This is a genomic window from Streptomyces sp. NPDC026092, from assembly GCF_040638605.1.
Taxonomy (GTDB): domain Bacteria; phylum Actinomycetota; class Actinomycetes; order Streptomycetales; family Streptomycetaceae; genus Streptomyces.
Genome location: NZ_JBEZYN010000005.1, coordinates 294,494 through 320,886 on the forward strand (window position 1 = coordinate 294,494; position 26,393 = coordinate 320,886).

Genomic DNA, 26,393 nt, shown 5'->3' on the forward strand with positions numbered 1-26,393 from the left:
GTTCGGCGGGGTTCAGGGGGATGCGTGACCGGTTTTGTACTGCTGCGTGTCAGAGCCCACCGGTTGCTGCTCGCCGCCGCGCTCCTCGCGGTCCTCCTGACCACGTCCGTCCTCGCCTCCCTCGCCGCCTTCTCCGGCTCCATCGGCAACGCCGCCCTGCAGGGCACCCTCCAGGGCCGGGCCGCGCCCGGCGCCGCGCTCGTCGTCACCGGGCAGGTGCCGGTGGACAAGCGGGAGAGCGCCGACGCCGCCGTGCGCGCGTCGGCCGGCCGGACCTTCGACGGGCTGCCGGTGGGCGTACGGAAGCTGGAGCGCTCGGGCCCGTACGCACTCCCCCGCACCCTCCAGAGCCCGGCCGCGCGCCAGGGCGAACCGGACCTCACCCATGTCGCGGCCCTCGACCGGTCGCGGCTCGCGCTCGTCAAGGGCGCCTGGCCGGGCACCGGCGCGAACGGGTCCACCATCGACGTCGCCGTCCCCGAAGAGGCGGCGAAGCGGCTGCGGATCAGGCCCGGTACCCTCCTCGACCTCGCCGACCGGCTCGGCGGGAAGCCCGTGCGGGCCCGGGTCACCGGGCTTTACCGGCCCGTCGACCAGAGCGACCTCTACTGGCAGCTGGACCCGGCGGGCGGCCGCGGGGTGAAGACCGTCGTCTTCACGACGTACGGCCCGCTGCTCGCCGACCCCGCCGTGCTCGCCGCCGGGCGGGTCAGCTCGGGCGAGACGTCCTGGATGGCGTCCGCCGACTACACCGGCGTCACCACCGAGCGCATCGCCGCCCTGAGTGCCGCCGCCTCGGCCGAGCCGAAGGCGCTCGCCACCGCCACCGCTCCGTTCGGCACGACCGTCACCGCGCGCACCTCGCTGCCCACGGTCCTGGCGCAGACCGAGCGGGCGCTGCTCGTCTCCCGTTCCACGCTGATGATCGTCGCGGTGCAGCTGGTGCTGCTCGCCGCGTACGCCCTGCTGCTCGTCGCCCGGCTGCTCAGCACCGAGCGGTCCGGGGAGACCGCGCTGCTGCGGGCCCGGGGCGGTTCGCGGCGCCGGATCGCCGGGCTCGCCGCCGTGGAGGCGCTGCTGCTCGCGCTGCCCGCCGCCGTGATCGCCCCGCTGCTCGCGGGGCCGCTGACCCGGCTGCTCGCGGACCGCTCCGCGCTCGGCGCGCTCGGGGTCCGGCTCGACGACATCCCGCTCGGTCAGGTGTGGCTGGTCGCGGCGCTCGTCGCCGTGTGCTGCGCGGCCGCCGTCGTGGCGCCCGCGCTGAGCACCGGGGACGGCGCGGGCGTCAGCCTGCGCAAGAAGCGGGCCGCGTCCCTGCCGGCGCCGGTGCGGGCCGGGGCCGATGTCGGCCTGCTGGTCGTCGCGGCCGTCGCGTACTGGCAGCTCGACCGGCAGACCGGCGGCGCCGAGGGCGTGGACTCCGTCGACGGGGGTTCCGGGGCGCTCACCGGTGACCGCGCGGGCGCCCTCGGCATCGATCCGCTGCTGGTCGCCGCCCCTGCGCTCGCGCTGCTCGCCGGTACCGTCCTGACCCTGCGGCTGCTGCCGCCCACGGCCCGGCTCGCCGAGCGGCGCGCCGCGAGCGGCCGGGGGCTGCCGGCCGCGCTCGCGGGCTGGCAGTTCAGCCGTCGGCCGCTGCGCGGCGCGGGCCCGGTGCTGCTGCTCGTGCTCGCGGTCGCGATGGGCATGCTGGCCATCGGGCAGAGCGCCTCCTGGGAGCGTTCGCAGGAGGACCGGGCCGACTTCCGTACGGGGACGGCGGTACGGGTCCTGACCAACGGCGCCGCCGAACCGGCGCAGGCCGGGCAGTTCACGGCGCTGCCCGGGGTCGGCTCGGTCGCCCCCGCGCACCGCTCCACGACGAGCCTCGCGGGCAACCGCACCGGGACCGTCCTCGCCCTCGACATCGAGCACGCCGCCGACGACTTCCGGCTCCGCGAGGACCTCGCGGACGTCCCGACCGGCCGGCTGCTGTCCTCGCTCACGGGCCGGGACGAAGCGGAATCCGGGATCGCGCTGCCGAAGGGCACCCGGGGCCTGGCCCTCGACCTGCGGCGCACGGCGCCGCGCGACACGGCGCCGGTCCAGGTGACGGTCGTCGTGGAGGACCAGTACGGGATTCCGTACCGCAGGCTCGCCGGCCGGCTGCCCTCCGACGGTCAGCGCCACCGGCTCACGCTCGACCTCGCCGCGACGCCGCAGGGCACCCGGAACGTCGGGCCGATGAGGCTGACCGGCGTCGAAGTCGACGGGACGGTCCTCGAAGGGAGCGGCGGGCCGCAGACCTTCGCGATCGAGGGGCTCCTCTCCCGCCACGAGGACGGCACCGAGCGCCCGGTCGAGGCCGTGCGCTCCCTCGCCTCCTGGCCCACCCACTACCAGGCGGTCGAGGACGGCGAACCCGAGAAGCCCGTCGCGCTGACCGGGCGTACCGCCGGGGCGACGCCCTACACGGTCGGGTTCACCGCCGGCTGGTCCGCCGGCGCGACGACACCGGACCCGATGTGGGGCGAGCAGGAGTACGGCCTGCGGATCACCGCCCCGCGCCCCGCGCCGCCCAAGACGCTGAGCGGGGTGGCCACGGACGCCTTCCTCACCGCCGCCGGAGCGAAGAAGGGCGACCAGGTCGAGGTGTCCCTCGGCGGTCTGCGGCTGAACGTGACGATCGTGGGCACGGCCCGCGAGCTGCCGACCACGGGCCCCGGCGCCACGGCCGTGACCGCGGGCGCCCCGGCCGCCACGCCCGACGACGGGGGCGCGCTCCTGGTGGACCTGCGGGCGGCCAACACCTTCCTCTCCACCGACCCCACCGCGAGCCTCGCGCCCACCGAGTGGTGGCTGACCACCGCGCCAGGCCGCGCCGGCGAGGTCGCCGACGCCCTGCGCGCCCGGCCCGACGCGGACCCCGCCCAGGTGCTCGTACGGGACGAGGCGGCGGCCGAGCTGCTCGGCGACCCGCTCGGCGCGGGCCCCAACGTGGCGCTGATGGCCGTCGCGGCGGCCGCGGCGGCGCTCGCGGCGGTCGGCTTCGCGGTGAGCGCGGCCGGCTCGACGCGTGAACGGTCGGCGGAGTTCGGGGTGTTGCGGGCGCTCGGCGCCCCGCGCCGCCAGCTCGCCCGGCTGATCGCGGCCGAACAGGGCCTGCTCGTGGGCATCGGCCTCCTGGTGGGCGTGGCCCTCGGCACCGTACTGACCCGGGCCGTCGTGCCCCTGATCGTGCTGACCGGTCAGGCGGCCCAGCCCGTCCCGCGCGTCCTGGTCCAACTTCCGCCCGGTCATGTGGCCCTGCTGCTCGCCGGGGTCGCCGCGCTGCCGCTGCTGATCGTCGCCGGGATCGCGCTCCGCCGCACGGACCCGGTCGTGACCCTGCGCCACCAGGGGGACCAGTGAAGCGCGGCGACACGACCGGCGAGTCGGCCGACGACGGCACGACCGGCTCGGAAGCCGTCGCCGACACGACCGGCTCGGAACCCGTCCCCGACACGACCTCCAAGGCCTCCGTCGACGACACGACCCGCACGGCCTCGGCAAGGAAGGCGACCGACACCATGCCCCGCAAGGACGGCCGATCGGCCTCCCCGTCGGCCGCCGGCCCCCGTAGCCGTCCCGCCCGCGCCGTCGCGCCCTGGGTGCGGACCCGGCTGCGGACCGCGCCGGGGACGGCAGCGGCCTTCGCGCTCCTCGTCCTGGTCACCGCGTTCCTCGCCGCCGCGCTCCCCAGGACCGTCGACCGGTACGAGACATCGGGTCTGCGCCACGACATCGTGACCGCCAGGCCCAGCACCACGGTCCTCGACATCACCGCCGCACAACCGACCGGGGACCTCCCCCCGGAGACCCGCGCGGACATGGTGTCTCCGGAGCACCTCGCGCGGAAGGGGGCCGAGCTGCGGGACCTGCTGCCCGCGCCGCTGCGCGTCGACCCGACCCAGTCGGCGCACGGCGTCCGTACCACCAAGCGGGTCGCCGGGCTCGACCCCTGGCTCCCGAAACCGTCCGGGCTGCCCCCGGAGTTCACCCTCACCACGGTCCCGGAGCTCGACCGCCACACGACCGTACGGGAGGGCAGGCTGCCCACCGGTGCCGAGCCCGGCCGGGCGAGCGAGGTCGCCGTCACCGCGGAGACGGCGAAGTCGCTGCGCCTGAAGGTCGGTTCGGTCGTCCACGTCCCGGAGCTGTTCGCCAAGGAGCCGCTCGCCCTGACCGTCGTCGGGATCGTCGAACCCCGCCTCCCCCAGGGCTCCTACTGGTCCGCCGACACGCTCCTGCGCACCCCGGTGCTCGCGTCGAAGGTCAGCGGCGGCGGCACCTACTTCTACTGGCAGGCCGGCCTGCTGCTGCCGCCCACCGGCACCACCACGATCCTCGCGAGCCCCGGCGAGCCCGAGGTGTACTGGCGTTTCGCCCCCGACGTCGGCGAGCTCACCGCGCAGGACGAACCCCGGCTGACCGCCGTCCTCGCCTCCGTCGCCACAGGACCCGACCTGGTGCGGATCAGGGAGACCGTCGGCGGGACCGCCTCGACCGCCACCGGCCTCGACGACATCGTCGAGGCGTACGACGGGATGCGGTCGGCGATCACGCAGGTGGTCACCGTCGCCGCCTTCGGCATCGGCGCGGTCGCGGCCGTGGTCCTCGCCATGACCGGCGGCCTGTTCGCCGCACGACGCGCCGCCGAACTCGCCCTGCTGCGCTCGCGCGGCGGTTCGCTGACCGGGATCGGCATCCGGCTGCTCGGCGAGACGGCCGTCCTGGCCCTGCCCGCCGCCGCGCTCGGGCTGCTGCTCGCGGTCCTCGCCTTCCCCGAGGCGCGGTTCCTGCCCGCGCTCGCCGCGGCCGGGGCGGTCGCGCTGCTCGCCGCGCTCGCGCTGCCCCTGCGGGCGCTGTTCCTGCACCGCAAGCCGCTCACCCACGGCGGGCGCGAGGACCTCGTCGACGCCCGCCCCTCCCGGGGCCGTACCGTCGCCGAACTCACCGTCCTCGTCCTGGCCGTCGGCGCGGTCGTCGCGCTGCGCCGGCGCGGCACCGGGGACTCCGGTGACCACCTGGTGAGTTCGGCTCCGGTGCTCGTCGCCCTGATCGCCGCGCTCGTCCTCGTACGGCTGTATCCGCTGCCGCTGCGGTGGGCGGCCCGGCCCGCTCGCCGGCTGCGGGGCGCGGTCGGGTTCCTGTCGCTCGCCCGGGCCGGGCGTTCCTCGGCGACGGGCGTGCTGCCGCTGCTCGCCCTGCTGGTGGCGCTGACGACGGCCGCGTTCGGCGGTTCGGTGCTCGCGGGGGTCGCCGACGCGCGGGACCGGGCGGCGCTCCTGGAGACCGGAGCGGACGCACGGGTGACCGGGAACGCGGACCTGGTGCCGCTCACGGACGGGCTCACGACGGCGGTGCGCGGGACGGCGGGGGTGACGGACATGACCACGGCCCAGGTCGAGTACGGCGTCGAACTGCCGAGCGGGACGGGCCTGTCGCCGGAACTCCGGACGACCGCCCTGGTGGGCGTGGACCCGGAGTCGTACAACCGGCTCGCGGGCCGGACCGGCTTCGGCCCGTTCCCGCCGGGGCTGCTCAAGTCGTCGGGCAAGGCGGGCGGCAAGCCGGTCCTGCCGGCGATCGCCTCGCCCGCGGTCGCGGAGCGGCTCGGGACCGAGCCGCGGGACCTGGTGGCGGCGGCCGGCGAGTTCGCCGTACGGGTCGTGGCGGTACGGACCAGCACGCCGGCCCTGCCCGAGCAGGACTTCCTGCTGGTCAACAGCGCCGACCTGCCGCGCGGCGAGGACACCGTCGTGCTGGCCTCCGGGCCGGCGCTGGACGCGGCGGCGCTCCGGAAGGCCGTCGCGGCGAACTCCAAGGACTTCGCGGTGGTGCTGCGGGCCGAGCGGCGCGCGGCCTACGTCGACTCGCCGATGCAGAAGGGCGCCGAGCGGATCTACCTGGCGGCGATCGGGGCGGGCGCGGGCTACGCCGTCCTCGCCCTCCTGTTGTCGCTGATGCAGTCCGCGCCGGAACGGGCCACGCTGCTCGCCCGGTTGCGGACCATGGGCCTCACGCGGCGGCAGAGCAGAAGGCTCCTCGGTCTGGAGGCGCTGCCGCAGGCGCTGCTCGCGGCGGTCGGCGGCACGCTCGTCGGCTGGGCCACGATCCTGCTGCTCGCACCGGGCGTGGACCTGGTCCGGCTCTCGCTGGCGGCGCCGCCGGGGATCGCCACGCTGGACACCGCGCCGCTGCGGGCGGACGCCTGGTCGCTGGTCCTTCCGGCGGCGGGCGTGGTGCTGCTGGCCGCCCTCGCGGCGGGGCTTCAGGCGTGGTGGTCGGCCCGTACCGGATCGATCAAGGAACTCAGGGCAGGAGACGCACGATGACGACGACCGACACCACGCTGGCCGAGCTGGAGCAGCGGGCGACGGCGCACCGGGACCGGCCCTCGTACGGGCACGACGCCCTGATCGCCTGCGATCGGCTCGTCCGGATCTTCACCACGGACGGCGTGGAGGTGCAGGCGCTCCAGGGTCTCGATCTGCTCGTCAGGGAGGGCGAGTTGATGGCCCTCGTCGGGGCGTCCGGCAGCGGCAAGTCGACGCTCATGAACATCCTCGCCGGCCTCGACGTGCCGACGGCCGGCGCGGCGAAGGTCGCGGGCTGCGACCTGCTCGCGATGGACGCGAAGGCACGGCTGCGGTACCGGCGGGACGTGGTGGGCTTCGTCTGGCAACAGACGGCGCGCAACCTGCTCCCGTACCTGACGGCCGCTCAGAACGTGGCGCTGCCGATGCAGTTGCGGGGCGGCCGGGTGCGGTCCAGGCGGAAGGCGGAGCGGGCGGAGGAGCTGCTCGCGATGCTGGAGGTGGCGGACTGCCGGGACCGCAGGCCGCACCAGATGTCCGGCGGCCAGCAGCAGCGGGTGGCGATCGCCGTCGCGCTCGCCAACTCCCCCTCGGTCCTGCTCGCCGACGAGCCGACGGGCGAGCTGGACTCGGCGACGGGCGAGCAGGTCTTCGCGGCCTTCCGGCGTGCCAACGAGGAGCTGGGCACGACGATCGTGATCGTCACCCACGACCAGGCGGTCGCCTCGGAGGTGCGCCGCACGGTCGCCATCCGCGACGGCCGCACGTCCTCGGAGGTGCTGCGCCGCACGGAGGTCGACGCGGAGGGCCAGGAGTCCCTGGTGTCCCGCGAGTACGCGATGCTCGACCGCGCGGGGAGGCTGCAACTCCCGGCAGAGTACACGGAGTCCTTGGGGATGGAGCACCGCGTTCTTCTGGAGCTGGAGCAGGACCACATCGGGGTGTGGCCGGACGAGAAGAAGAGCTGAGCGCCGTCCTTCGCCTTGTGGCTCAGGCGAAGGGCAGGGAGGACGGAAGGGTCCGTACGGCTATCGACCCGTAGGGCGTACGGAGCCGGAGCCACGGACCCGAGGCGAGCAGGGCCACCGGCACCCCCTCTCCTGGCAGGAAGCCGAGGGACTGCGCGGCGTGGACGGCGCGCAGCGGAAGCCCGGTCGTCTCGACCGTACGCGACCAGATCTCGCGCCCGATCCGGTCCCGCTCGGCGCGCGTGCGCCGTTCCGCGGGCAACTCCTCGTCCCGCGCCCGGAATTCGGCGACGGCGACGGCGACGGCGCCCCGCAGACCGGCCGCGCCGGGCAGTCCGGCGACCGGCTCCCAGCCACCTCGGGGCGGCAGGACGCCGGCCCAGGGCGGCCCGGTGACGGCGTCGGGGACGACGGCCTTGCCGGCCGACTCCTCGATGCCTTCGAGGAGTTCACCGGCGGAGACGGTGACGTCCAGCTCCACGGCGTCGACGAGGCGTGCCGTACGGATCGCGAGCACCTCGAACGACGGCGGCCGCCCGAAGACGGCGAGCGCGCCGCCACCGGCCTGGAGGCGGACGGCGGCGGCGCGGTCGTAGTGGATCAGCCGGGCCAGGAAGGCGGCGAGGTCCGCCGCCTCCCTGGCGTCGGCGAAGTGCAGCGGCGCGATCATGCTGCGGCGGCCCCGCCCTGCATCCCGTCGTCCATGTACTCCTCCAGGAACGACCGCTCCTCGGCGGAGATGCGACGCGGCCGCTGGGCCTCCAGGTCGAAGGGGACGACGACCGTCGAGGCCCGTACGTACGTCGTCTCCGGGTCCTTGATCTCGTACGCGATCGTCAGGGACGCCGCGCCTATCTTCGTGACCCAGGACTCGATGGTGACCGGCGCGTGCCGGTGCACCAGCGGACGCACGTAGTCGATCTCGTGCCGGGCCACGACGGACCCGCCGGAGAACGACGGCGAACCGTCGCCCGGCGCGAGCCGGAACATGAAGTCGATCCGCGCCTCTTCCAGGTACCGCAGGAAGACGACGTTGTTGACGTGCCCGAAGGCGTCCATGTCCGACCAGCGCAGGGGACAGCTGTAGATATGTCGCACGCTCAGCCTCGGGTCAGCTTCTTGTACGTCGCGCGGTGCGGACGGGCCGCGTCCGGGCCGAGGCGCTCGATCTTGTTCTTCTCGTAGGACTCGAAGTTGCCCTCGAACCAGTACCACTTCGACTCGCCCTCGTACGCGAGGATGTGCGTGGCGACTCGGTCGAGGAACCAGCGGTCGTGGGAGATGACCACGGCCGCACCGGGGAACTCGAGCAGCGCGTTCTCGAGCGAGGACAGGGTCTCGACGTCGAGGTCGTTGGTCGGCTCGTCGAGGAGCAGCAGGTTGCCGCCCTGCTTGAGGGTGAGCGCCAAGTTGAGGCGGTTGCGCTCACCACCGGAGAGCACACCGGCCGGCTTCTGCTGGTCCGGCCCCTTGAAGCCGAAGGCGGACACGTACGCCCGCGACGGCATCTCGACCTGACCCACGTTGATGTAGTCCAGCTCGTCGGAGACGACGGCCCACAGGGTCTTCTTCGGGTCGATGTTGGCGCGGCTCTGGTCGACGTACGAGATCTTGACGGTCTCGCCGACCTTGACGGAGCCGGAGTCCGGGGTCTCCAGACCCTGGAGCATCTTGAAGAGCGTGGTCTTGCCGGCGCCGTTCGGGCCGATGACACCGACGATGCCGTTACGCGGCAGGGTGAAGCTGAGGTCGTCGATGAGGACCTTGTCGCCGAAGGCCTTGGAGAGGTTGTTGACCTCGACGACGATGGAGCCCAGGCGCGGGCCCGGCGGGATCTGGATCTCCTCGAAGTCCAGCTTCCGCATCTTGTCGGCCTCGGCGGCCATCTCCTCGTAGCGAGCGAGACGGGCCTTGGACTTGGCCTGACGCCCCTTGGCGTTCGACCGCACCCACTCGAGCTCTTCCTTCAGGCGCTTGGCGCGCTTGGCGTCCTTCTGGCCCTCGACCTTGAGGCGGGTCGCCTTGTTCTCCAGGTAGGTGGAGTAGTTGCCCTCGTAGGGGTGGGCGCGACCGCGGTCGAGCTCCAGGATCCACTGGGCCACGTTGTCGAGGAAGTACCGGTCGTGGGTGACGGCGACGACGGTGCCGGGGTACTTGGCGAGGTGCTGCTCCAGCCACTGCACGGACTCGGCGTCCAGGTGGTTGGTGGGCTCGTCGAGGAGCAGCAGGTCGGGCGCCTCGAGCAGGAGCTTGCAGAGCGCGACGCGGCGCTTCTCGCCGCCGGAGAGGTTGACGACCGGCCAGTCGCCGGGCGGGCAGCCCAGCGCGTCCATGGCCTGCTCGAGCTGCGCGTCGAGGTCCCAGGCGTTGGCGTGGTCCAGGTCCTCCTGGAGCTTGCCCATCTCCTCCATGAGCGCGTCCGAGTAGTCGGTCGCCATGAGCTCGGCGACCTCGTTGAAGCGGTGAAGCTTCCCCATGATCTCGGCGGCGCCGTCCTGGACGTTCTGGAGGACGGTCTTGGACTCGTCGAGCGGCGGCTCCTGGAGGAGCATGCCGACGCTGTACCCGGGCGACAGGAACGCGTCACCGTTGGACGGCTGCTCGAGGCCGGCCATGATCTTGAGGACGGTGGACTTACCGGCACCGTTCGGGCCGACCACACCGATCTTCGCACCGGGCAGGAAGCTCAGCGTCACGTCATCGAGGATGACCTTGTCGCCGTGCGCCTTGCGCGTCTTGCGCATCGTGTAGATGTACTCAGCCAAGAGAAACCGTCCGGCAAAGAGTGAGTGGGCAGATACACCCCATCTTGCCTGACCGCCACCCCGTGATGGAAACCAGTACTGCCCGGCTCCCCCGATCTGCCGCTTCCCGGGGCAGCTCGCGTAGCGGAACGCCCACTGTCGGTAGCCACCGCTCACTCCTGCGTCGGCCCCCAGAGCCTCGTCCAGCGTCACGTTCCGTGGGCGGGGAGTGTGGGTGGGAGGCCGAACCGGGGGAGCAGGGTCTCGTCGAAGCGGGTGAAGGCGCTGATGCGGTCGCCGGTGGGGGTGGCTGTGAGTGTGAGGACGAAGAGGCCTGAGGCGGGGTGGGTGGGGGTGCGGAGGTAGGCGGCGAAGGCGGGCTGGCCGTTGGCTCGGGTCGGGACCAGGTCGACCCGGCGGCCCGAGTCGAAGATCGTGGCGAAGAGGCGGGCCGCTGCGGGGCGGCCTGCGTACGTGAGGGGGATCGGCGGCATGGAGACGAGGACGTCGTCGGTGAGCAGGGCGAGCAGCGCGTCCAGGTCGCCGGATTCGTAGGCGCGGACGAAGGCGGTCACGAGTGCCTGCTCGGAGGGGCTGCCGGGGGCGGGTGTCGTCCCGTCGCTGCGGTGCTTCAGGGTGGCGCGGGCGCGTTTGAGGGCGCTGTCGACCGCGCCCGGGGTCGCGTCGAGCATCTCGGCGACCTCGGCCGCGTGGAATCCGAGGACGTCGCGCAGGACGAGGACGGCGAGCTGGCGGGGCGGGAGGGTCTGGAGCGCGGTGACGAACGCCAGGGAGAGGGACTCCGTCTGCTCGTAGCGGGCCTCGGGGCCGAGCGGCGTGTCGGTCGCCCCGTCGAGGAGGGCGTCGGGGAGGGGCTCCAGCCAGGGGACCTCGCCGCGCCGGGTGGGCTCGGGCGGTGGGACGCCCGGCATGTCCCACTCGCGGGCGCGGCGCCGGTTCGCGGAGCGGCGCGCGTTGAGGCAGCGGTTGGTGGCGATCCGGTAGAGCCAGGTACGGACCGAGGCGCGGCCCTCGAAGCCGCCGAGGCCCTGCCAAGCGGCCAGCAGCGTGTCCTGGAGGACGTCCTCGGCGTCCTGGAGCGAGCCGAGCATCCGATAGCAGTGCACGTGCAGCTCGCGGCGGTGCGGCTCGGTCAGCGCGCGGAACGCCTCACCGTCGCCGTCCCGCGCCCTGGTGATGAGGTCGGCTGTGGTCAGGTCGGTTGTCGTCGGGTCGGCTGTCATGGGCTCCACCACCTCCATCCTGTACGGACACCGGTCGGGCGGCGAACCGGGCGCCCGGTTCGTGTCGGGCGCGGTGTCTGTCTCTTCGGGAGGGATGAAACGGAGAGGAGTCGTCGCGATGTTGCTGCTCAAGGACAAGGTCGCCGTCATTCACGGGGCCGGGGGCGCGATCGGCGGTGCCGTCGCACGTACGTTCGCGGCGGAGGGCGCCGAGCTCTTCCTGGCCGGGCGCCGCCTGGGCCCCGTCGAAGCCGTCGCCGAGGATGTCGTCGCGGCCGGCGGGTCGGCGGTGGCGGCGGAGGTGGACGCACTCGACGAGGGGACGGTGGACCGGTACCTGCGATCGGTGACCGAGCGGGCGGGGCGGATCGACGTCTCGTTCGACGCCGTCGGCATCCCGAACGCCGAGATCCTGGGCGTCCCGCTGACGGACCTGGACGCCGAGCGCTTCGCCCTGCCGATCGCGGCGTACACGCGCGCGTACTTCCTGACGGCGCGGCTCGCGGCACGGCGGATGGTCGAGCGGGGATCAGGGGTGATCATGACCGTCACCGCGCTCCATTCCCGTACCGGCATCCCCCTGGTGGGCGGTTACGGCCCCGCGATGGCGGCGAAGGAAGCCCTCACCCGCGCGCTGTCCGCCGAACTCGCCCCGCTCGGCGTCCGCGTCGTCGGCCTGCGCCCCCAGGCCATGCCGGAGACCCGCACGATCCGCGAGGCCTTCGCACCGCGCGCCGAGGCCTCGGGCCTGACGTGGGAGCAGTGGCAGCAGGCTCTCGCGACCCGGACCCACCCGCGACGGCTCATGTCCCTGGACGAACTGGCGCACGTGGCGGCCTTCCTGGCCTCCGACCGCGCGAGCGGGCTGACCGGGACCACCGTCAACCTGACGATGGGCAGCCTGGACGACTAGGACCACCCGCGTGCGGACGCGCGACGGCCCCGGCGCGCGGAGTGCGCGCCGGGGCCGTCGGCTGCCGTGAGGCGGGGTACTACCCGTGCTTGGCGGGTACTACCCGTGCTTACTGGCCGGCCGTCTTCTTCTTGCGGAGGAAGAAGACCGCGCCGCCGCCGAGAACCACGAGGAGCGCGGCGATGCCGGCGATCATCGGGGTGGCGTTGGAGCTACCGGTCTCGGCGAGGTCGCCACCACCGGTGGTGGAGCCGGTGGTCTCACCGGTGGTGGAGCCACCGGCCGTGCCCGCGGTGGGCGTGGGGGAGACGGACGGCTCGGTCGACGGGGTCTCCGACGGGAGCGGACCCGGGGTGGCCGTCTTGCAGTCGAGAACGCCCTTGAAGTTCTTCTCGAAGCCGTTCGGGCCGGTGATCGTGAAGTCGTAGGCCTCGTCCTCGGCGAGCGGGATCGTGACCGTCTTCGACTGGCCGGCGCCGATGGTGACCTTCTGGCCCTTGACCTCGAAGTTGAAGTCCTCGTCACCCTCGTTGGAGGCCGTGACGTCCAGGCCGCCCTTGGCGCAGTTCTTCTCGGCCGAGACGGCCGGGATCGCGCCCTTCTTCGCCCACGTGGCGTTGGCCTTGGCGGTGACGCTGGAGGTGCTGGTGCCGGCCAGGATCAGGGTCTGGCTCTTGACCTTGGTGGAGACGAAGGCACGGCCGATCGGAACGGTCGTGTCGGCCTGGACCTTGAGCTCCGCGGCGCCGTCCGGGGTGCCGGCCGGGATGTCGAAGAACACCTGGCTGCCCTTGGCGACGTTGGTGACGACCTTGCCGTCCTTGTCGACCAGCTTGACGCCCGCGGGGGCGCCCGGCGCGAGGGAGACCGCGGCCGAGGCGGCGTTGGTGTCGACCGTGATCGGGCCGAGGCGCTCGCCCGACTTACCGGCGACGGAGGACGGGGAGAGGCTGAGGGAGGCCTTGGGCTCCTCCAGGTTCACCGCCTCCTTCTCCAGGTACGCCGTCAGCTTCTTGGCGTCCTTGTTGACCGGCTTGGCGTTGACGTTGTCCGAGAAGTGCCAGATCGCGGCCTGCGTGGCAGCGGCGGCGGTCTTCTCGGTCAGGTTCTTCGCGCCGACCTTCTTCGCGAGGGCGTTGAGGTCGTTCACCTGCGGGTACGAGTTCTGCAGGATCCAGCGGATCTTGCCCGCGTTCTTGTTGTTGTGCAGGGACGACTGGTCCCAGCCGACCTCCTTGTACTCCTGGCCCGTCTTGGCGCCGGTGTACAGGTCGATGCAGTAGGTCTGCAGCGTGCCGCCGGGGGTCGCCTGCATCTGGAACAGGCCGGCGGAGATCGCGCCCTTGCCCTTGATCTCGACCGTGTCGAAGACGGTGAGCTTGCCCAGCGTGGCGGTCGCGCCGCCGGTGCCGTCAGCGCCGTCCTCGGCCGCCGCCGGTCCCGCTACGGCTATCGCACCCGCAGCGACGAGGCCGGAGACCACGGTCGCGGCGGCAAGGCGGGCAACGCCGCGCCTCCGAACAGAAAACATGAATTTCCCCTCCGGGCGAGCTGCTCCGTGCCATCCGGTCATGACATGACACGTGGGGGGAGCGCATCGCCAGCAGAATCACAGACCCGGTTGACTCACTGTCGACTCAAGTGCTTACTCAAGTCCCGTATGAGTACCTGGGAATCCTAGGGACGGGGAAGCCCCGAGTGCCCGCCCATACGAGCTGATAACCATACCGACTCAGAATCGTTATGACCTGGCCCCTCCGAACGGGAATCCGCAGGTCACCGAGTCGACAAATCTCCTCACAACTCCCGTTCATCGCACGGGTTCGAGCACCTGGGCCGTCCTCGAGGGGTCCGGAGCCTCCCAGGGGTCCCGCTCCACCGCTCCCCCGGCTCCGTTCCCTTGACGTTCCGTCGCGCGTGGTTCGCCCTTCACCACCCGCCGGAACGCCGCCGTTCCGCGCGTCAGATCGTGGCCCACCGCCACCGCGTCGACGTCCACGAACGTCCTGCGCCGGCCCTCCGGCACCCCGGCGCCGTCCTCCCCCGTGACCTCCTCCTCCCGCACCCGCAACCGGCCGTGCACGACCAGCGGCTCCCCCACCGAGACCGACGCGGCGAGGTTCGCGCCGAGCGCCCGCCACGCGAACACCGTGTAGAAGCTGGTGTTTCCGTCCGACCAGGCGCCCCGCTCCCGGTCCCAGCGGCGCGCGGTCACCGCGAACCTGAACCGGGCCACCCCGCCCGTGGCGGTGTCCCGGTACTCCACGCTCGTCGCCACGTTCCCGACGAGCGTCACCATCGTGTCGTTCATGCCGTTCCCCCCGTTTCGCGCCATTCAGAGTGCTTCGGTGCGCTCCATGACGTTCATGGCCTTCATGACCTTCATGGTGGACCAGTTCGCCGAAGTGCGCCGAGGCCTGTGGAGGGAGGGCGGGTTGGGGAAAACTCCGTCACCCCGGAGGGCAAAGGCTCACCGCAGCCGCGCCCCCGGCCTCGTACCGCCCCACCGCATCCCGACCGCGCCGAGCCGCGCCATCCGTGCCCCCGAGCGCGTCCCCGACACCGTCACGTACTGGTCGCGCACCTCCCGGTACCGCATCAACTCCGCCGCGATCGGGTCCAGGACGCGGGCCCGGCCGCACGCGGCGGCCGCCTCGCGCAGCTTCCGTTCGGCCTCCTGGCCGTACCGCCGGGCGGGCCCCTTCACCGCAGCCGCGCACGCCCACTCCACCAACGGGCCGCCGGCGATGCCGCCGAGCATGATGAGGACGGGCGGCAGCAGACCGGGCTCCACGACGCCGACGATCTGGCCGACCAGCCACAGCGCGCCGAAGATCTGCAGGAACGTCATCAGGACCTGGGCCAGGACCGCCGCCGGCCACCACGCCGGGCGCGGGGGCCGGGCGGCCGGGTCGCCGATGGTCGTGGCGAGTTCGTCGAGCGCCTCCGGCAGCCCGTCGGCGCCGCGGGCCGCCGCCTCGCGCACCGCCTGCGCCCAGGGCGCCGGGAGCCCGCGCGAGGCGTCGTCGGCGACGACCCGTACGGCCTGTTCCACCCGTTGCCGGGCGGTGAGTTCGTCCTCGAGCGGCGCCTGGAGGCGGGGGTCGGTGGAGCCGTGCGCGCGGAGCCGTTCGTACCAGCGGTAGAGGCGCAGCCACGGCGTGCCGCAGGCGCGGATGGCACCCCTGCGCCAGACGCGTTCGGCGGCCTCGCCCGCCGCGGTGGCGCCGACGGCGACGGCGAGCCGGGCCGCGAAGTCCTCCCGGGCCCGCTCCCCCAGGCCGGTCTGGCCGTCGGAGACGTACGCCGTGCGCAGCCGGGACGCCGCCGCGTCGACGTCGGCCGAGAGGCGGAGTGCGGGGGCGGTGCGTTCCTGGACGAACCCGCCGAGGAGTTCGCGCAGTTCGCCGACGCCCTCGCCGGTGAGGGCGGAGAGGGCGAGGACGGTGGCGCCGGGTTCGCCGTGTTCGCCGAGGGCCATGCCGTCCTCGTCGAGGAGGCGGCGCAGGTCGTCCAGGACGAGGTCGGCGGACTCGCCGCCCAGCCGGTCGATCTGGTTGAGGACCACGAAGGTGACCTCGGCGTGGCCGGCGAGCGGCCGCAGATAGCGCTCGTGGAGCGCGGCGTCGGCGTACTTCTCCGGGTCCACGACCCAGATCACGGCGTCGACCAGGCCCAGGACGCGGTCCACCTGGTCGCGGTGGCCGGTGACGGCCGAGTCGTGGTCGGGCAGGTCGATCAGGACGAGGCCCTGGAGGTCCTCGTCGGCGGCCCCGCCCGCGAGGGGGCGGCGGCGGAGCCGGCCGGGGACGGCGAGGCGGTCGAGGAGTCCGGCGGAACCCTCGGACCAGCTGAGCGCGATGGGCGCGGAGGTGGTGGGGCGGCGGAGCCCGGTCTCGGAGACGGGGACGCCGGCGAGGGCGTTGAAGAGCGTCGACTTGCCGCTGCCGGTGGGTCCGGCGATCGCGACGACGGTGTGCCGGGCGGAGAGCCGCTGGCGGGCGGCGGCCTCGTCGAGTACGCGTCCGGCCTCCGCGAGCGTGTCGTTCGCCAGGCGCGTACGGGAGAGGCCGACGAGTTCGTGCAGGGCGTCGAGGCGGGTACGCAGAGGGCCTCCGTACTGCCCGCCGAGGGCTGGAAGGCTGTCCTCCGCAGGGTCGTCGGGGGCGTCCTCAGGGATGTGTACGCCGTCCCGCTCGGCCGCCCTCCGCGCGATCAGCCCGTCGTCCCAACGATCGTCCACCGTGCTACTGCTCACCGGTCCTCACTTCTCCTTCTGCAGTACGGAGAGCGCGGCGATCAGTTCCGCCTGCGGCTCGGGGGTCACGTCGAGGGCGTCGAGGGGGGCGAGCCGCCGGTCGCGTTCGGTGTGCAGCGCGCGGTCGAGGTACGTCATGACCAGCGCGCCGCCCTTGTCGCGCAGGCGCAGGGCGGCCTGGGCACCGAGGAGTTCGGCGAGGCGCTCGCCGGCGCTGCGGGTGCGGCGGCCGCCGAGGAGGGCGGCGGCGAGCAGGGCGGCGACGGTGTCGGCGTCGGGCGCGGCGGTGCGGGCGGTGCCCGGCCGCTCGGTGGTGCGCAGCTCCTCCTCGGCCAGCTCGTCGAGTTCGCGCCGCCAGCGCCGTACGGTCATGTCGATCCGCTCGGCCGCCTCCCGGTCGGGGGCGGTGTGGGCGGTGCCGAGGGCGGCCGCGGCGGGTTCGCGGCGCCAGGCGTCCCGTACGCGCTCGTCGGCGGCGGCCGCCGCGCACTGGAGCAGGGCGGCGAGCGACTCGACGAGGGCGTCGAGCAGTTCGCCGGCGGAGCTGTCGCGGGGGTAGCCGCGCCAGCGGGTGCGGGCGTCGCCGGCGAGGACGGCGCCGCGGCCGAGCTGCTGCCGGACGCGCTCGCGCTGCTCCGCGTACGCCCCCTCGACGGCGCCGCCGAGCCGGACGGCGGCGGCGTACTGGGCGGCGACCGCCGCGGCGAGTTCGGGCATCCGGGAGTCGAGGGAGTCGATGACGCCCGTGGCGGTCCGGCCGACGGCCTGCTGGCGGGCGGCGGGGTCCTGGGCCCGGTGGGCGAGCCAGGCGCGGAGCGGGGCGACGGCGTTGTCGGGCAGCAGCCCGCTGCCGCCGCCCGCGGACTCGGGCAGCTCGGGGATGGTGAACCGGGGCACTTCTCCGAGCCCGGCCTTGTCGAGCAGGGCCTCGTACTGCCGGGAGACCTCGCCGATGATCTGGTGCGGTACGCGGTCGAGGACGGTGACGAGCATGGCGTCGTACTCCTTGGCGGTACGGAGCAGGTGCCAGGGGACGGCGTCGGCGTACCGGGAGGCGGTCGTGACCATGACCCAGATGTCGGCGGCGCACATCAACTCGGCGGCGAGCAGCCGGTTCTCGACGACGAGGGAGTCGATGTCGGGGGCGTCGAGCAGGGCGAGCCCGGGGACGAGGGCGGAGGAGGTCTCGACGCGGAGCGCGTTCTCCTCCGGGGGCTCGTCGCCGGCCTCCTCCTCCTGGGGCAGCCAGACGCGGGTGAGCTGGGGCAGGACGCGCATGCCGGCGAACCAGTGGTGGTCGTCGGGGTGGCAGACGAGCACGGGCGTACGTGTCGTGGGCCGGAGCACTCCGGCCTCGCTGACGCGCCGCCCCACAAGGGAGTTGACGAGCGTGGACTTCCCGGCCCCGGTGGACCCGCCGACGACGGCGAGGAGGGGGGCGTGGGGGTCCTTCAGCCGGGGCACCAGATAGTCGTCGAGCTGGGCGAGCAGCTCGGCCCGGCTCTGGCGGGCGCGTGGGGCGCCTGGGAGGGGGAGTGGGAGACGCACGGCGGCGACACAGTCGCGCAGGGCGGAGAGTGCGTCGATCAGCTGAGGCCGTTCGTCCAAGGTCACCACATGCGAAGAATGCCCAATTTTGGAGCCTTTTTGAAGCGTATAAGGGCCCTGCGCGCCGACGGAACGCAGGATGACGGGAGCCTCAGGCATAACGAGTGCACAACACCCGGGCCGAGTGGCGTGAAAAACACTGCGGGAATCGCACCTGCCTGCGATTATCGTTCCGCTTCACCGAACCTCCACATCGTGGCACGCAGGTGAAGCAACCGGGCCAAGGGGATCGGAGCCCTATCCTTGACCCGACCGGCCAAGCCCCACCCACCAGGGGCTCCCGGCCACCGACCCACCACCCGGCCCCCGTAGCTCAGTGGATAGAGCAGGTGCCTTCTAAGCACTTGGCCGCAGGTTCGAGTCCTGCCGGGGGCGCTCCACCACAGACCCTCCTCCTGGAGGGTCTTTTTTGCTGGTCATGGCCGGTTCTGGGTGGGCACGGCGGCTGCGTACAGTGGCCGGCATGTTCGTCAAAGTCTGTGGGCTGCGCACCGAGTGCGACGTGGAGGTCGCCGTCGAGGCCGGTGCCGATGCCATCGGGTTCGTCTTCGCCGAGAGCCCGCGCCGTATCGACCCCGACGCGGCCGCCCGGCTCGCCGCCCGCGTGCCGGACGGCGTCCTGACCGTCGGCGTCTTCCGGGACCAGCCGCTCGACGAGGTACGCGCCCTCGCCGACGCCACCGGTGTGCGCGCCGTCCAGCTGCACGGGCACGAGGACCTCGCGTACTTCGACGCCCTGCGCGCCGTCCTGCCCAGCGGGCGGACCTTCATCCGCGCGGCGTCCGTGCGCGACGAGGCCCCCGCCTTCGGTGAGCGCGGCGAGGACGTGCTGCTCCTCGACGCCCCCGTCCCGGGCGCGGGCGAGACCTGGGACCTCACCGGCAAGCGGCTCCCCGGGCCCGGGGTCCGCTGGCTGCTCGCCGGCGGCCTCACCCCCGGGAACGTCGCCGCGGCCGCCCGCACCGCCCGCCCCTGGGGCGTCGACGTCTCCAGCGGCATCGAGTCCAGCCGCGGGGTGAAGGACCCGGAGCTGATCCGCGCCTTCCTGGCGGCGGCCCGGGGCCCGCGGTCCGCGTGAAGGGGTAGTGGCCTTTCCTCAATCGCCCCGGGCCACATGGGGAGTTGAGCTATCTTGCCCGATGTGGATCAGTTGACCGCTGAAGACCCCAGCCACATCGGCGCCTATCGCCTGATCGCCCGGCTGGGCGCGGGCGGGATGGGCCTGGTCTACCTCGGGCGCTCCGAGGGCGGCCGCACCGTGGCCGTGAAGGTGGTGCAGGCCGAGCACGCCGGGCACCCCGAGTTCCGCAGACGCTTCGCCCGCGAGGTGGCCGCCGCACGGCGGGTCGGCGGGGACTGGACCGCCGCCGTGCTCGACGCCGACCCCGAGGCCACGATCCCCTGGGTGGCGACCCAGTACATCCCGGGCCCCGACCTCACCTCGGTGGTCGCGCGGGACCACGGGCCGCTGCCCGAGCACTCGGCGCGCGTCCTCGCCAACCGCCTCGCGCTGGCCCTGCGGGCGGTGCACGACGCGGGCCTGATCCACCGCGACCTCAAACCGTCCAACGTGCTCGTCACCGTCGACGGCCCCCGCGTGATCGACTTCGGCATCGCGCGGGCCATGGACAGCCTCGGCGGGGACAGCCTGCACACCCGCACCGGCATGCTGATCGGCTCGCCCGGCTTCATGTCGCCCGAGCAGGTCCGCGGCCTCGAACTCACCCCCGCCAGCGACGTGTTCTGCCTCGGTGCGGTCCTGGTGTACGCGACGACCGGACGGCTCCTGTTCGGCGCGACGGACACCGGTCTCAACGCGCACCTCTTCCGGATCGCCGAGGAGGAGCCGGACCTGGCCGGCGTGCCGGAATCGCTGGTCGGTCTCGTACGCGCATGCCTGGAGAAGGACCCGGCCCGGCGGCCCACGCCGCACGAGATCGCCGAGCGGACGGCGACGGACCGGACCGAGGAGTGGCTGCCGGGGTCGGTCCTCGCCCAGCTCGGACGGCACGCGGCCCGCCTGCTGGACTACGCCCCGACGGAGGCGGCCCGGACGCCCCACGCGGTCGACCCCGTGCGGCCTCCGTCCGACCCGCGCGTCGACCTCGCGGAGGCCGTGCCGTCACCGCCCGCGTACGCGCCGACCGCACCGGCGGGTTTCGTACCGGCGCAGGGGTTCGGCCCGCCGACGCCTGCGCCGACCGGGACGCCGTCGACGCCGTACCCGGTCGCGGACGCTCCGGCGGTGCCGCGGTCCGTGCGCCGGCGCTATGTGACCGTGGCCGTACTCGCCCAGTTCGCGGTGCTGTTCGCGGCGTCGGCGTTCAACGAGGCGCTGTCGGACATCCTGCGCGACCTCGGCCTCGACGTCGTCGGCCCCCTGCTCGGCGTGTACGCCGTCGCCTACGGCGCCCTGCTGCTGCTCGGCGGGCACCTTGCGGACGCCCTCGGCCCCAGACGGGTGACGGTCATCGCCCTGACCGGCTTCATGGCGGCCTGCGCCCTCGCCGGGTTGGCCGCCGGAAGCGGCGTGCTGCTCACGGCGCGCGGCCTCCAGGGCGCCTTCGCCGCGCTGCTGACGTCGGCCTCGCTGTCCCTGGTGACCGGGGGCCTCGGCGACCCGCGGGAACGCGGCAGGGCCTTCGGGCTCTGGGCCACGATCGCCGGCGGCAGCTCGGCCGTGACCCTGCTCGGCGCCGGCCCCCTCGTGGAGGCCCTGGCCTGGCGCTGGGCCCTCTACGCCGGCGTCCCCCTCGCCGGACTCGCCCTGATCGTCGCGCTCACGCTCCCCGCCGACGGGCCGCACCGTACCCGCCTCGACGTGCCCGGCCTGCTGCTGGGCTCCGCCGGCGTGGTGGCGCTGACCTTCGGCCTCACGCTCGACGTCCTGGGCGACGACCCGCGCGGCTGGGCGTCCCCGCTGACCCTGGGCCCGTGCCTCCTCGGCGTCGTGCTGTTCGTGTTCTGGCAGGACCGGGCGGACAGCCAGCTCGCGCCCTCTCTCGTCAGGGACCCCGGCCGTGTCGGCGGCTTCCTCGCCCTGGTCCTGGCCGGCGTCGGTGTCCTGGCGGGGACGTGGGCCGTGATCTGGCACCTCCAGGCCGTCGTCGGCCTCTCCCGGGTCGCGATCGGGAGCGCCTTGCTGCCCCTGCTCGCCGCGACGGCGCTCGGCGCCCTCGTGGCGGCCCCCGTCCTGGTGCGCCGCCTTCCGACGCGCGTGCCGGTCGCGGCGGGTCTGGTGATCGCGGCGCTCGGGACGGTCCTGCAGGCCCGGGTCGGCCTCGACGACGGCTACTCCGACGTCCTGCCCGGCCTGCTGCTGACCGGCTTCGGCATGGGCCTCGGCCTCGCGCCGCTGCTCGTCGAGGTGGCCGGCGTCGCCGTGCCCGGGCACGCGGGGAGGAGCGCGGTGGCCGTCACCCTGCCCCAGCATCTGGGCGACGTGACCGCCTCGGCGCTGGCCGTCACCGCCTTCTCCGCGGTGGGGAGCGGCGACGAGGACTGGGCGTCCCATACGCAGCACGCCCACGACATCGCCCTGTGGTGGGCCACCGGCGCCCTACTCCTGGCCGCCCTGCTCGCCGGCACGACGCTCAGAACGACCCCGACGAACGCCGTCCGCTGAGCGAGCAAGTCCGAAGGGGGGCCGACAGCCCCGTGGCGGCGCCCGCCACTGGGCGGACGCCCCCCGTCCCACGTCCGTAATACCCTCCTCCTTACCAAGTTGCTTACGGATCACGGCTACGAAGGACGACGAGTGGAACTGGCCGAGTACGCGGAGTACGCCGTGCGCCTCGTCAACACCGAGGTGCCGGCGAAGGGTCAGGACGCGCTCAGCTCCGTCGACGTGGTCAAGGAGCTCTTCGGGCCCGCCACGCAGATGGCCCGGCGGGTCACCGACGCCGACCTGACCCGGTTCCGGGCCGTCCGGGCGCGGCTGCGGGCCGTGTTCGTCGCCGCCGACACGGGGGACCACACCGGGACCGTCGATCTGCTCAACTCCCTCCTCCTGGAGTTCCCGGTCTCCCCGCAGATCTCCGGCCACGACCATCTCGACGACGAGGGCCGGCCCCGCTGGCACATGCACCTCGCCGACCACTCGTCCAACGCCACCACCGGGTACGCGGCGCTCTGCGCCATGGGGCTCGCCTTCCACCTCACGGCGTACGGGCCCGGTCGGCTCGGGCTCTGCGAGGCGGCGCCCTGTCGCAACGCCTACCTCGACACCTCCACCAACCGCTCCCGCCGCTACTGCTCCGACCGCTGCGCCACACGCGCCAACGTGGCCGCCTACCGGGCCCGCAAGCGTCAGGAGGGCGCCGCGGTCAGCGGGGCCTGACGGACCGGGCGGTCACGAAGCGGCTCTCGCCGAGGGCGTGGGCAGCGGGGTGAGGGAGGCGTACTCCAGGGGTGCGGACGGGTCGATCGACACGTCCAGGGGCGCGGGTTCGGCGCCGGAGCGTACGAGGAGGTCGCCGACGGCCGCGATCATGGCGCCGTTGTCGGTGCACAGCGTCATCGGCGGCACGCGCAGCTCCACCCCGGCGGCGGCGCACCGCTGTTCGGCGAGGTCCCGCACGCGCGAGTTCGCCGCGACGCCGCCGACCACGATCAGCGTCCTCACGTCGTACGCCTCGCAGGCCGCGAGCGCCTTGCGGGTCAGCACGTCGGCGACGGCCTCCTGGAGGGCGGCGGCGCCGTCGGCGACCGGAACGTCCCGGCCCTGGAGGCGATGCTTCTCGACCCAGCGGGCGGCGGCGGTCTTGAGGCCGGAGAAGGAGAAGGCGTACGGGGCGTCCCCGGGCCGGGTCAGCGGCCGGGGGAAGTAGACGGCGCGCGGGTCGCCGTCCCGTGCGGCCCGGTCGATGGCGGGCCCGCCGGGGTAGGGCAGGCCGAGGATGCGGGCGACCTTGTCGAAGCACTCGCCGGCGGCGTCGTCGAGGGTGTCGCCGAGGTGCAGGATCGGCTCGCGCACCAGGTCCCGTACGAGCAGCAGGGAGGTATGGCCGCCGGAGACGATCAGGACCACGCAGGGCGAGGGCAGCGGGCCGTGCTCCAGGGTGTCGGCGGCGACGTGCCCGGCAAGGTGGTGCACTCCGTAGAGCGGGACCCCCGCCGCGTACGCGAGCGACTTGGCCCCGGCGAGGCCCACTTGGAGGGCGCCGGAGAGCCCGGGGCCGGTCGTGACGGCGACCGCGTCGACCTGGCCGAGGCGCAACCCCGCCTGGTCCAGGGCCTGTCGCACGACCGGGTTGAACGCCTGGAGGTGCGCCCGGGCGGCGATCTCCGGCACGACGCCGCCGAAGCGGGCGTGCTCGTCCATGCTCGACGCCACCACGTGCGCGAGGAGCTTCCCGTCCCGCACGATCCCCGCACCGGTCTCGTCGCACGACGACTCGATCCCGAGCACCACCGGTCCGCCCACTGCGCCCCTCCTTCTGCACACGAACTGCACCACAAACGCACTTGCAATATATGTGCAACAAGAACGCCCGGCCCTCCCCTCCAAGAGGGCCTTCTCGTTGCCCTCATGGCGTTCAATCTCATTCCATTGCAACGCAATGAGAGCTCACCGTTGCATTGCAATCAATCCCGTTGCAACGAAATTGCCGCAACTACCTGCGATTACTGGTTTCTTGCGCAACAGGCTCGTTGCCAGACCCTCGAACGCAACGTAGTGTTTCATCCATCAGAAACAACGAGGTCAAGCAACGAAGTCAAGGAGAGAACCATGCAGACGTTCAAGACCCCCGCCCCCGTCACCGCCGTCCTCGACATCCCCGCGGGCGTCATCCGGCTCGTCGCCGCCGACCGGGTCGACACCACGGTCGAGGTCCGGCCCGCCGACCCCGCCAAGAGCCGCGACGTGAAGGCCGCGGAGGTCACCGAGGTCGCCTTCGCCGACGGTGTCCTGCGGGTCGAGGTCCCCGAGGCGAAGAACCGGGTGCTCGGCAACAGCGGCTCCATCGAGGTGACCGTCCAGCTGCCGGCCGGCTCGCGGGTCGAGGCGAAGGCGGCCGCCGGGGAGTTCCGCTCCACCGGGCGGCTCGGCGAGGTCGCGTTCGAGGGCCGGCAGTCCACGGTCGAGCTCGACGAGACCGCGGACGCCCGCCTCGTCCTCCAGGCCGGCGACGTCTCGGTGGCCCGCCTGGGCGGCTCCGCCGAGATCAGCACCCAGCAGGGCGACCTCCGCGTCGCCGAGGCCGTGCGCGGCACGGTCACCCTGCGCACCGAGGCCGGCTCCATCACCGTCGGCGCCGCCCGCGGCGTCTCCGCCTCCCTGGACGCCGGCACCGCCCACGGCCGGATCCACAACGCGCTCCAGAACTCCGGCGGCGCCGCCGCCGAGCTGACCATCCACGCGACCACCGCCCTCGGCGACATCACGGCCCGCAGCCTCTGAGCACCCTCGCCCCTCCCGCCTCCCCAAGGAGTGACCACCCATGAACGACCTCGCCATCACGGCGACCGGACTGCGCAAGTCCTACGGTGACAAGACCGTCCTCGACGGAATCGACCTGCACATCCCCACCGGGTCCGTGTTCGCGCTGCTCGGCCCGAACGGCGCCGGCAAGACCACCGCCGTGAAGATCCTCTCCACGCTCGTCTCCGCCGACCAGGGCGAGATCCGCGTCGCCGGCCACGACCTGGCCACCGCCCCGCAGGCCGTACGTGCCGCGATCGGAGTCACCGGGCAGTTCTCCGCCGTCGACGGTCTGATCACCGGCGAGGAGAACATGCTCCTCATGGCGGACCTGAACCACCTCTCCAAGCGGGAGGGACGGCGGGTCGCGGCCGAACTCCTGGAGCGCTTCGACCTCGTGGAGGCCGCGAAGAAGCCCGCCTCCACCTACTCCGGCGGCATGAAGCGCCGCCTCGACATCGCCATGACGCTGGTCGGCGACCCGCGGATCATCTTCCTCGACGAACCGACCACCGGCCTCGACCCGCGCAGCCGCCACAACATGTGGCAGATCATCCGCGAGCTCGTCTCCGACGGCGTCACCGTCTTCCTCACCACGCAGTACCTGGAGGAGGCCGACGAACTCGCCGACCGCATCGCCGTGCTCCACGGCGGGAAGATCGCCGCCGAGGGGACCGCGGAGGAGCTCAAGCGGATCGTCCCGGGCGGGCACGTACGGCTCCGGTTCTCCGACCCGGCCGCGTACCAGGCCGCCGGCGCCGCTCTCGGCGCCGACGCCACCCGCGACGACGAGGCCCTCGCGCTGCAGCTCCCCAGCGACGGCAGCCAGCGCGAACTGCGCTCCGTCCTCGACCGCTTGGACGCGGTCGGCATCGAGGCCGACGAGCTGACCGTGCACACGCCCGACCTCGACGACGTCTTCTTCGCCCTGACCGCCACCGCCGACATCCCCAACCAGCCCAAGGAGACAGTCCGATGAGCTCCCTCTCCCTCGCCGTGCGCGACTCCTCCACCATGCTGCGGCGGAACCTGCTGCACGCCCGGCGCTACCCGTCGCTCACCCTGAACCTGCTGCTCACGCCGATCATGCTGCTGCTGCTCTTCGTCTACATCTTCGGCGAGACGATGAGCGTGGGCATCGGCGGCGGCGAGCCGGACCGTGCCAAGTACATCGCCTACATCGTCCCGGGTCTGCTCCTGATGACCATCGGCAGCACCACGATCGGTACGGCGGTCTCCGTCTCCAACGACATGACCGAGGGCATCATCGCCCGCTTCCGCACGATGGCGATCCACCGCGGTTCGGTGCTCGTCGGACACGTCGTCGGCAGCGTGCTCCAGTCCGTCGTGAGCGTCGTCCTCGTCGGCGCGGTGGGCGTGGCCATCGGCTTCCGCTCCACCGACGCCACCGTCCTCGAGTGGTTCGCCGCCTTCGGTCTGCTCGTGCTCTTCGCCCTGGCGCTCACCTGGATCGCCGTCGGCATGGGCCTCATCAGCCCGAACGCGGAGGCCGCCAGCAACAACGCGCTGCCGCTGATCCTGCTGCCCCTGCTGTCCAGCGCCTTCGTCCCGCTCTCCTCGATGCCGGGCTGGTTCCAGCCCATCGCCGAGTACCAGCCCTTCACGCCGGCCATCGAGACCCTGCGCGGTCTGCTGCTCGGCACCGAGATCGGCCACAACGGCTGGCTCGCGGTGGCCTGGTGCGTGGGTCTCGCGGTCCTCGGCTACTTCTGGTCCACCTCGAAGTTCAACGACGACCCGAAGTAGTCGCCGTGACCACGCGGGCCAGATCCCGCGACGACCCCCTTGCCGACCCAGGGCGGCGTACACCGACCAACCGTCGGAGTACGCCGCCCTCTTCGTGTCGTCGTGACCCGTCCGCTTCGTGTCGTGCCC

19 protein-coding genes and 1 tRNA gene are annotated in these 26,393 nt (G+C 73.3%); 11 read left to right on the forward strand and 9 right to left on the reverse strand.

Annotated features, from left to right (window positions below; translation table 11 throughout):
* Window positions 1–24: 24 nt before the first annotated feature.
* The 3 genes from AB0F56_RS10795 (at window position 25) to AB0F56_RS10805 (ending at window position 7,306) form a co-directional block, all read left to right on the forward strand.
* Window positions 25–3,390: an ABC transporter permease gene (locus AB0F56_RS10795; RefSeq protein ID WP_362006712.1), complete on the forward strand. Its 3,366-nt coding sequence runs from the start codon at window positions 25–27 to the stop codon at window positions 3,388–3,390.
* Window positions 3,391–3,548: 158 nt separating this feature from the next.
* Entirely contained in the window at window positions 3,549–6,356 is a 2,808-nt protein-coding gene (locus AB0F56_RS10800) for an FtsX-like permease family protein (protein WP_362006964.1), read from the forward strand.
* On the forward strand, window positions 6,353–7,306 hold the full coding sequence (locus tag AB0F56_RS10805) for an ABC transporter ATP-binding protein (protein WP_362006715.1): 954 nt from the start codon (window positions 6,353–6,355) through the stop codon (window positions 7,304–7,306). Before AB0F56_RS10800 ends, AB0F56_RS10805 begins: the two co-directional genes overlap by 4 nt.
* A 22-nt stretch (window positions 7,307–7,328) precedes the next feature.
* Here the strand turns inward: AB0F56_RS10805 and AB0F56_RS10810 are convergent, their stop codons facing one another.
* From AB0F56_RS10810 to AB0F56_RS10825, 4 genes are all read right to left on the reverse strand, one after another.
* On the reverse strand, window positions 7,329–7,976 hold the full coding sequence (locus AB0F56_RS10810) for a hypothetical protein (RefSeq protein ID WP_362006718.1): 648 nt from the start codon (window positions 7,974–7,976) through the stop codon (window positions 7,329–7,331).
* On the reverse strand, window positions 7,973–8,404 hold the full coding sequence (locus AB0F56_RS10815; protein WP_362006721.1) for a thioesterase family protein: 432 nt from the start codon (window positions 8,402–8,404) through the stop codon (window positions 7,973–7,975). The genes AB0F56_RS10810 and AB0F56_RS10815 overlap by 4 nt, the downstream gene beginning before the upstream one ends.
* A gap of 2 nt (window positions 8,405–8,406) precedes the next feature.
* Window positions 8,407–10,071 (reverse strand): energy-dependent translational throttle protein EttA, encoded by a 1,665-nt coding sequence (ettA, locus tag AB0F56_RS10820; protein ID WP_362006723.1) that lies wholly within the window; start codon window positions 10,069–10,071, stop codon window positions 8,407–8,409.
* A 188-nt stretch (window positions 10,072–10,259) separates the two neighbouring features.
* Window positions 10,260–11,294 (reverse strand): RNA polymerase subunit sigma-70, encoded by a 1,035-nt coding sequence (locus AB0F56_RS10825; protein ID WP_362006725.1) that lies wholly within the window; start codon window positions 11,292–11,294, stop codon window positions 10,260–10,262.
* 118 nt (window positions 11,295–11,412) lie between these two features.
* On the opposite strand from AB0F56_RS10825, the gene AB0F56_RS10830 reads away from it, so the two are divergent.
* Complete coding sequence (locus AB0F56_RS10830; protein WP_362006728.1) at window positions 11,413–12,207, forward strand: SDR family oxidoreductase; 795 nt, start codon at window positions 11,413–11,415, stop codon at window positions 12,205–12,207.
* 109 nt (window positions 12,208–12,316) lie between these two features.
* On the opposite strand, the gene AB0F56_RS10835 is transcribed toward AB0F56_RS10830, so the two are convergent.
* From AB0F56_RS10835 to AB0F56_RS10850, 4 genes are all read right to left on the reverse strand, one after another.
* Window positions 12,317–13,738, reverse strand: a complete 1,422-nt coding sequence (locus tag AB0F56_RS10835) for a Cys-Gln thioester bond-forming surface protein (protein WP_362006730.1) — start codon at window positions 13,736–13,738, stop codon at window positions 12,317–12,319.
* Between the two features lie 279 nt (window positions 13,739–14,017).
* Entirely contained in the window at window positions 14,018–14,518 is a 501-nt protein-coding gene (locus tag AB0F56_RS10840; protein WP_362006733.1) for a single-stranded DNA-binding protein, read from the reverse strand.
* 159 nt (window positions 14,519–14,677) lie between these two features.
* Window positions 14,678–16,465 carry a GTPase gene (locus AB0F56_RS10845; RefSeq protein WP_362006736.1) on the reverse strand — a complete coding sequence of 596 codons (1,788 nt, stop codon included), beginning with the start codon at window positions 16,463–16,465 and terminating at the stop codon, window positions 14,678–14,680.
* A 6-nt stretch (window positions 16,466–16,471) separates the two neighbouring features.
* Window positions 16,472–18,073 (reverse strand): dynamin family protein, encoded by a 1,602-nt coding sequence (locus AB0F56_RS10850; RefSeq protein ID WP_362006738.1) that lies wholly within the window; start codon window positions 18,071–18,073, stop codon window positions 16,472–16,474.
* Between the two features lie 302 nt (window positions 18,074–18,375).
* Here AB0F56_RS10850 and AB0F56_RS10855 point away from each other — a divergent pair.
* The 4 genes from AB0F56_RS10855 to AB0F56_RS10870 all read left to right on the forward strand — a co-directional run bounded on the left by AB0F56_RS10855 (window position 18,376) and on the right by AB0F56_RS10870 (window position 22,412).
* A tRNA-Arg gene (locus AB0F56_RS10855) sits at window positions 18,376–18,448 on the forward strand.
* Window positions 18,449–18,536: 88 nt separating this feature from the next.
* Window positions 18,537–19,151: a phosphoribosylanthranilate isomerase gene (locus AB0F56_RS10860; protein ID WP_362006740.1), complete on the forward strand. Its 615-nt coding sequence runs from the start codon at window positions 18,537–18,539 to the stop codon at window positions 19,149–19,151.
* Window positions 19,152–19,214: 63 nt separating this feature from the next.
* Window positions 19,215–21,698 (forward strand): bifunctional serine/threonine protein kinase/MFS transporter, encoded by a 2,484-nt coding sequence (locus tag AB0F56_RS10865; RefSeq protein ID WP_362006743.1) that lies wholly within the window; start codon window positions 19,215–19,217, stop codon window positions 21,696–21,698.
* Between the two features lie 132 nt (window positions 21,699–21,830).
* Window positions 21,831–22,412, forward strand: a complete 582-nt coding sequence (locus AB0F56_RS10870) for a CGNR zinc finger domain-containing protein (protein ID WP_362006745.1) — start codon at window positions 21,831–21,833, stop codon at window positions 22,410–22,412.
* A gap of 12 nt (window positions 22,413–22,424) precedes the next feature.
* On the opposite strand, the gene tsaD is transcribed toward AB0F56_RS10870, so the two are convergent.
* Window positions 22,425–23,486: a tRNA (adenosine(37)-N6)-threonylcarbamoyltransferase complex transferase subunit TsaD gene (gene tsaD / locus AB0F56_RS10875; RefSeq protein WP_362006967.1), complete on the reverse strand. Its 1,062-nt coding sequence runs from the start codon at window positions 23,484–23,486 to the stop codon at window positions 22,425–22,427.
* A 318-nt stretch (window positions 23,487–23,804) separates the two neighbouring features.
* Between tsaD and AB0F56_RS10880 the strand changes: the two genes are divergently transcribed.
* Genes AB0F56_RS10880 through AB0F56_RS10890 form a run of 3 tightly spaced genes read left to right on the forward strand, consistent with a single transcriptional unit; the run spans window position 23,805 to window position 26,264 of the window.
* Window positions 23,805–24,476, forward strand: a complete 672-nt coding sequence (locus AB0F56_RS10880; RefSeq protein ID WP_362006748.1) for a DUF4097 family beta strand repeat-containing protein — start codon at window positions 23,805–23,807, stop codon at window positions 24,474–24,476.
* Window positions 24,477–24,516: 40 nt separating this feature from the next.
* Entirely contained in the window at window positions 24,517–25,476 is a 960-nt protein-coding gene (locus tag AB0F56_RS10885; protein ID WP_362006751.1) for an ATP-binding cassette domain-containing protein, read from the forward strand.
* The gene (locus AB0F56_RS10890) at window positions 25,473–26,264 is read left to right on the forward strand and encodes an ABC transporter permease (protein WP_362006753.1); all 792 of its coding nucleotides are present in this window, start codon (window positions 25,473–25,475) and stop codon (window positions 26,262–26,264) included. Before AB0F56_RS10885 ends, AB0F56_RS10890 begins: the two co-directional genes overlap by 4 nt.
* The last annotated feature ends 129 nt before the right edge of the window (window positions 26,265–26,393 follow it).

What these genes read in the sequence shown, in the direction of transcription:
- AB0F56_RS10800 (WP_362006964.1), top strand. Translation starts at nt 3,549, where the DNA reads ATGCCCCGCAAGGACGGCCGATCGGCCTCCCCGTCGGCCGCCGGCCCC.
- AB0F56_RS10805 (WP_362006715.1), top strand. Translation starts at nt 6,353, where the DNA reads ATGACGACGACCGACACCACGCTGGCCGAGCTGGAGCAGCGGGCGACG.
- AB0F56_RS10810 (WP_362006718.1), bottom strand. Translation starts at nt 7,976, where the DNA reads ATGATCGCGCCGCTGCACTTCGCCGACGCCAGGGAGGCGGCGGACCTC.
- AB0F56_RS10825 (WP_362006725.1), bottom strand. Translation starts at nt 11,294, where the DNA reads ATGACAGCCGACCCGACGACAACCGACCTGACCACAGCCGACCTCATC.
- AB0F56_RS10830 (WP_362006728.1), top strand. Translation starts at nt 11,413, where the DNA reads ATGTTGCTGCTCAAGGACAAGGTCGCCGTCATTCACGGGGCCGGGGGC.
- AB0F56_RS10835 (WP_362006730.1), bottom strand. Translation starts at nt 13,738, where the DNA reads ATGTTTTCTGTTCGGAGGCGCGGCGTTGCCCGCCTTGCCGCCGCGACC.
- AB0F56_RS10840 (WP_362006733.1), bottom strand. Translation starts at nt 14,518, where the DNA reads ATGAACGACACGATGGTGACGCTCGTCGGGAACGTGGCGACGAGCGTG.
- AB0F56_RS10860 (WP_362006740.1), top strand. Translation starts at nt 18,537, where the DNA reads ATGTTCGTCAAAGTCTGTGGGCTGCGCACCGAGTGCGACGTGGAGGTC.
- AB0F56_RS10880 (WP_362006748.1), top strand. Translation starts at nt 23,805, where the DNA reads ATGCAGACGTTCAAGACCCCCGCCCCCGTCACCGCCGTCCTCGACATC.
- AB0F56_RS10885 (WP_362006751.1), top strand. Translation starts at nt 24,517, where the DNA reads ATGAACGACCTCGCCATCACGGCGACCGGACTGCGCAAGTCCTACGGT.
- AB0F56_RS10890 (WP_362006753.1), top strand. Translation starts at nt 25,473, where the DNA reads ATGAGCTCCCTCTCCCTCGCCGTGCGCGACTCCTCCACCATGCTGCGG.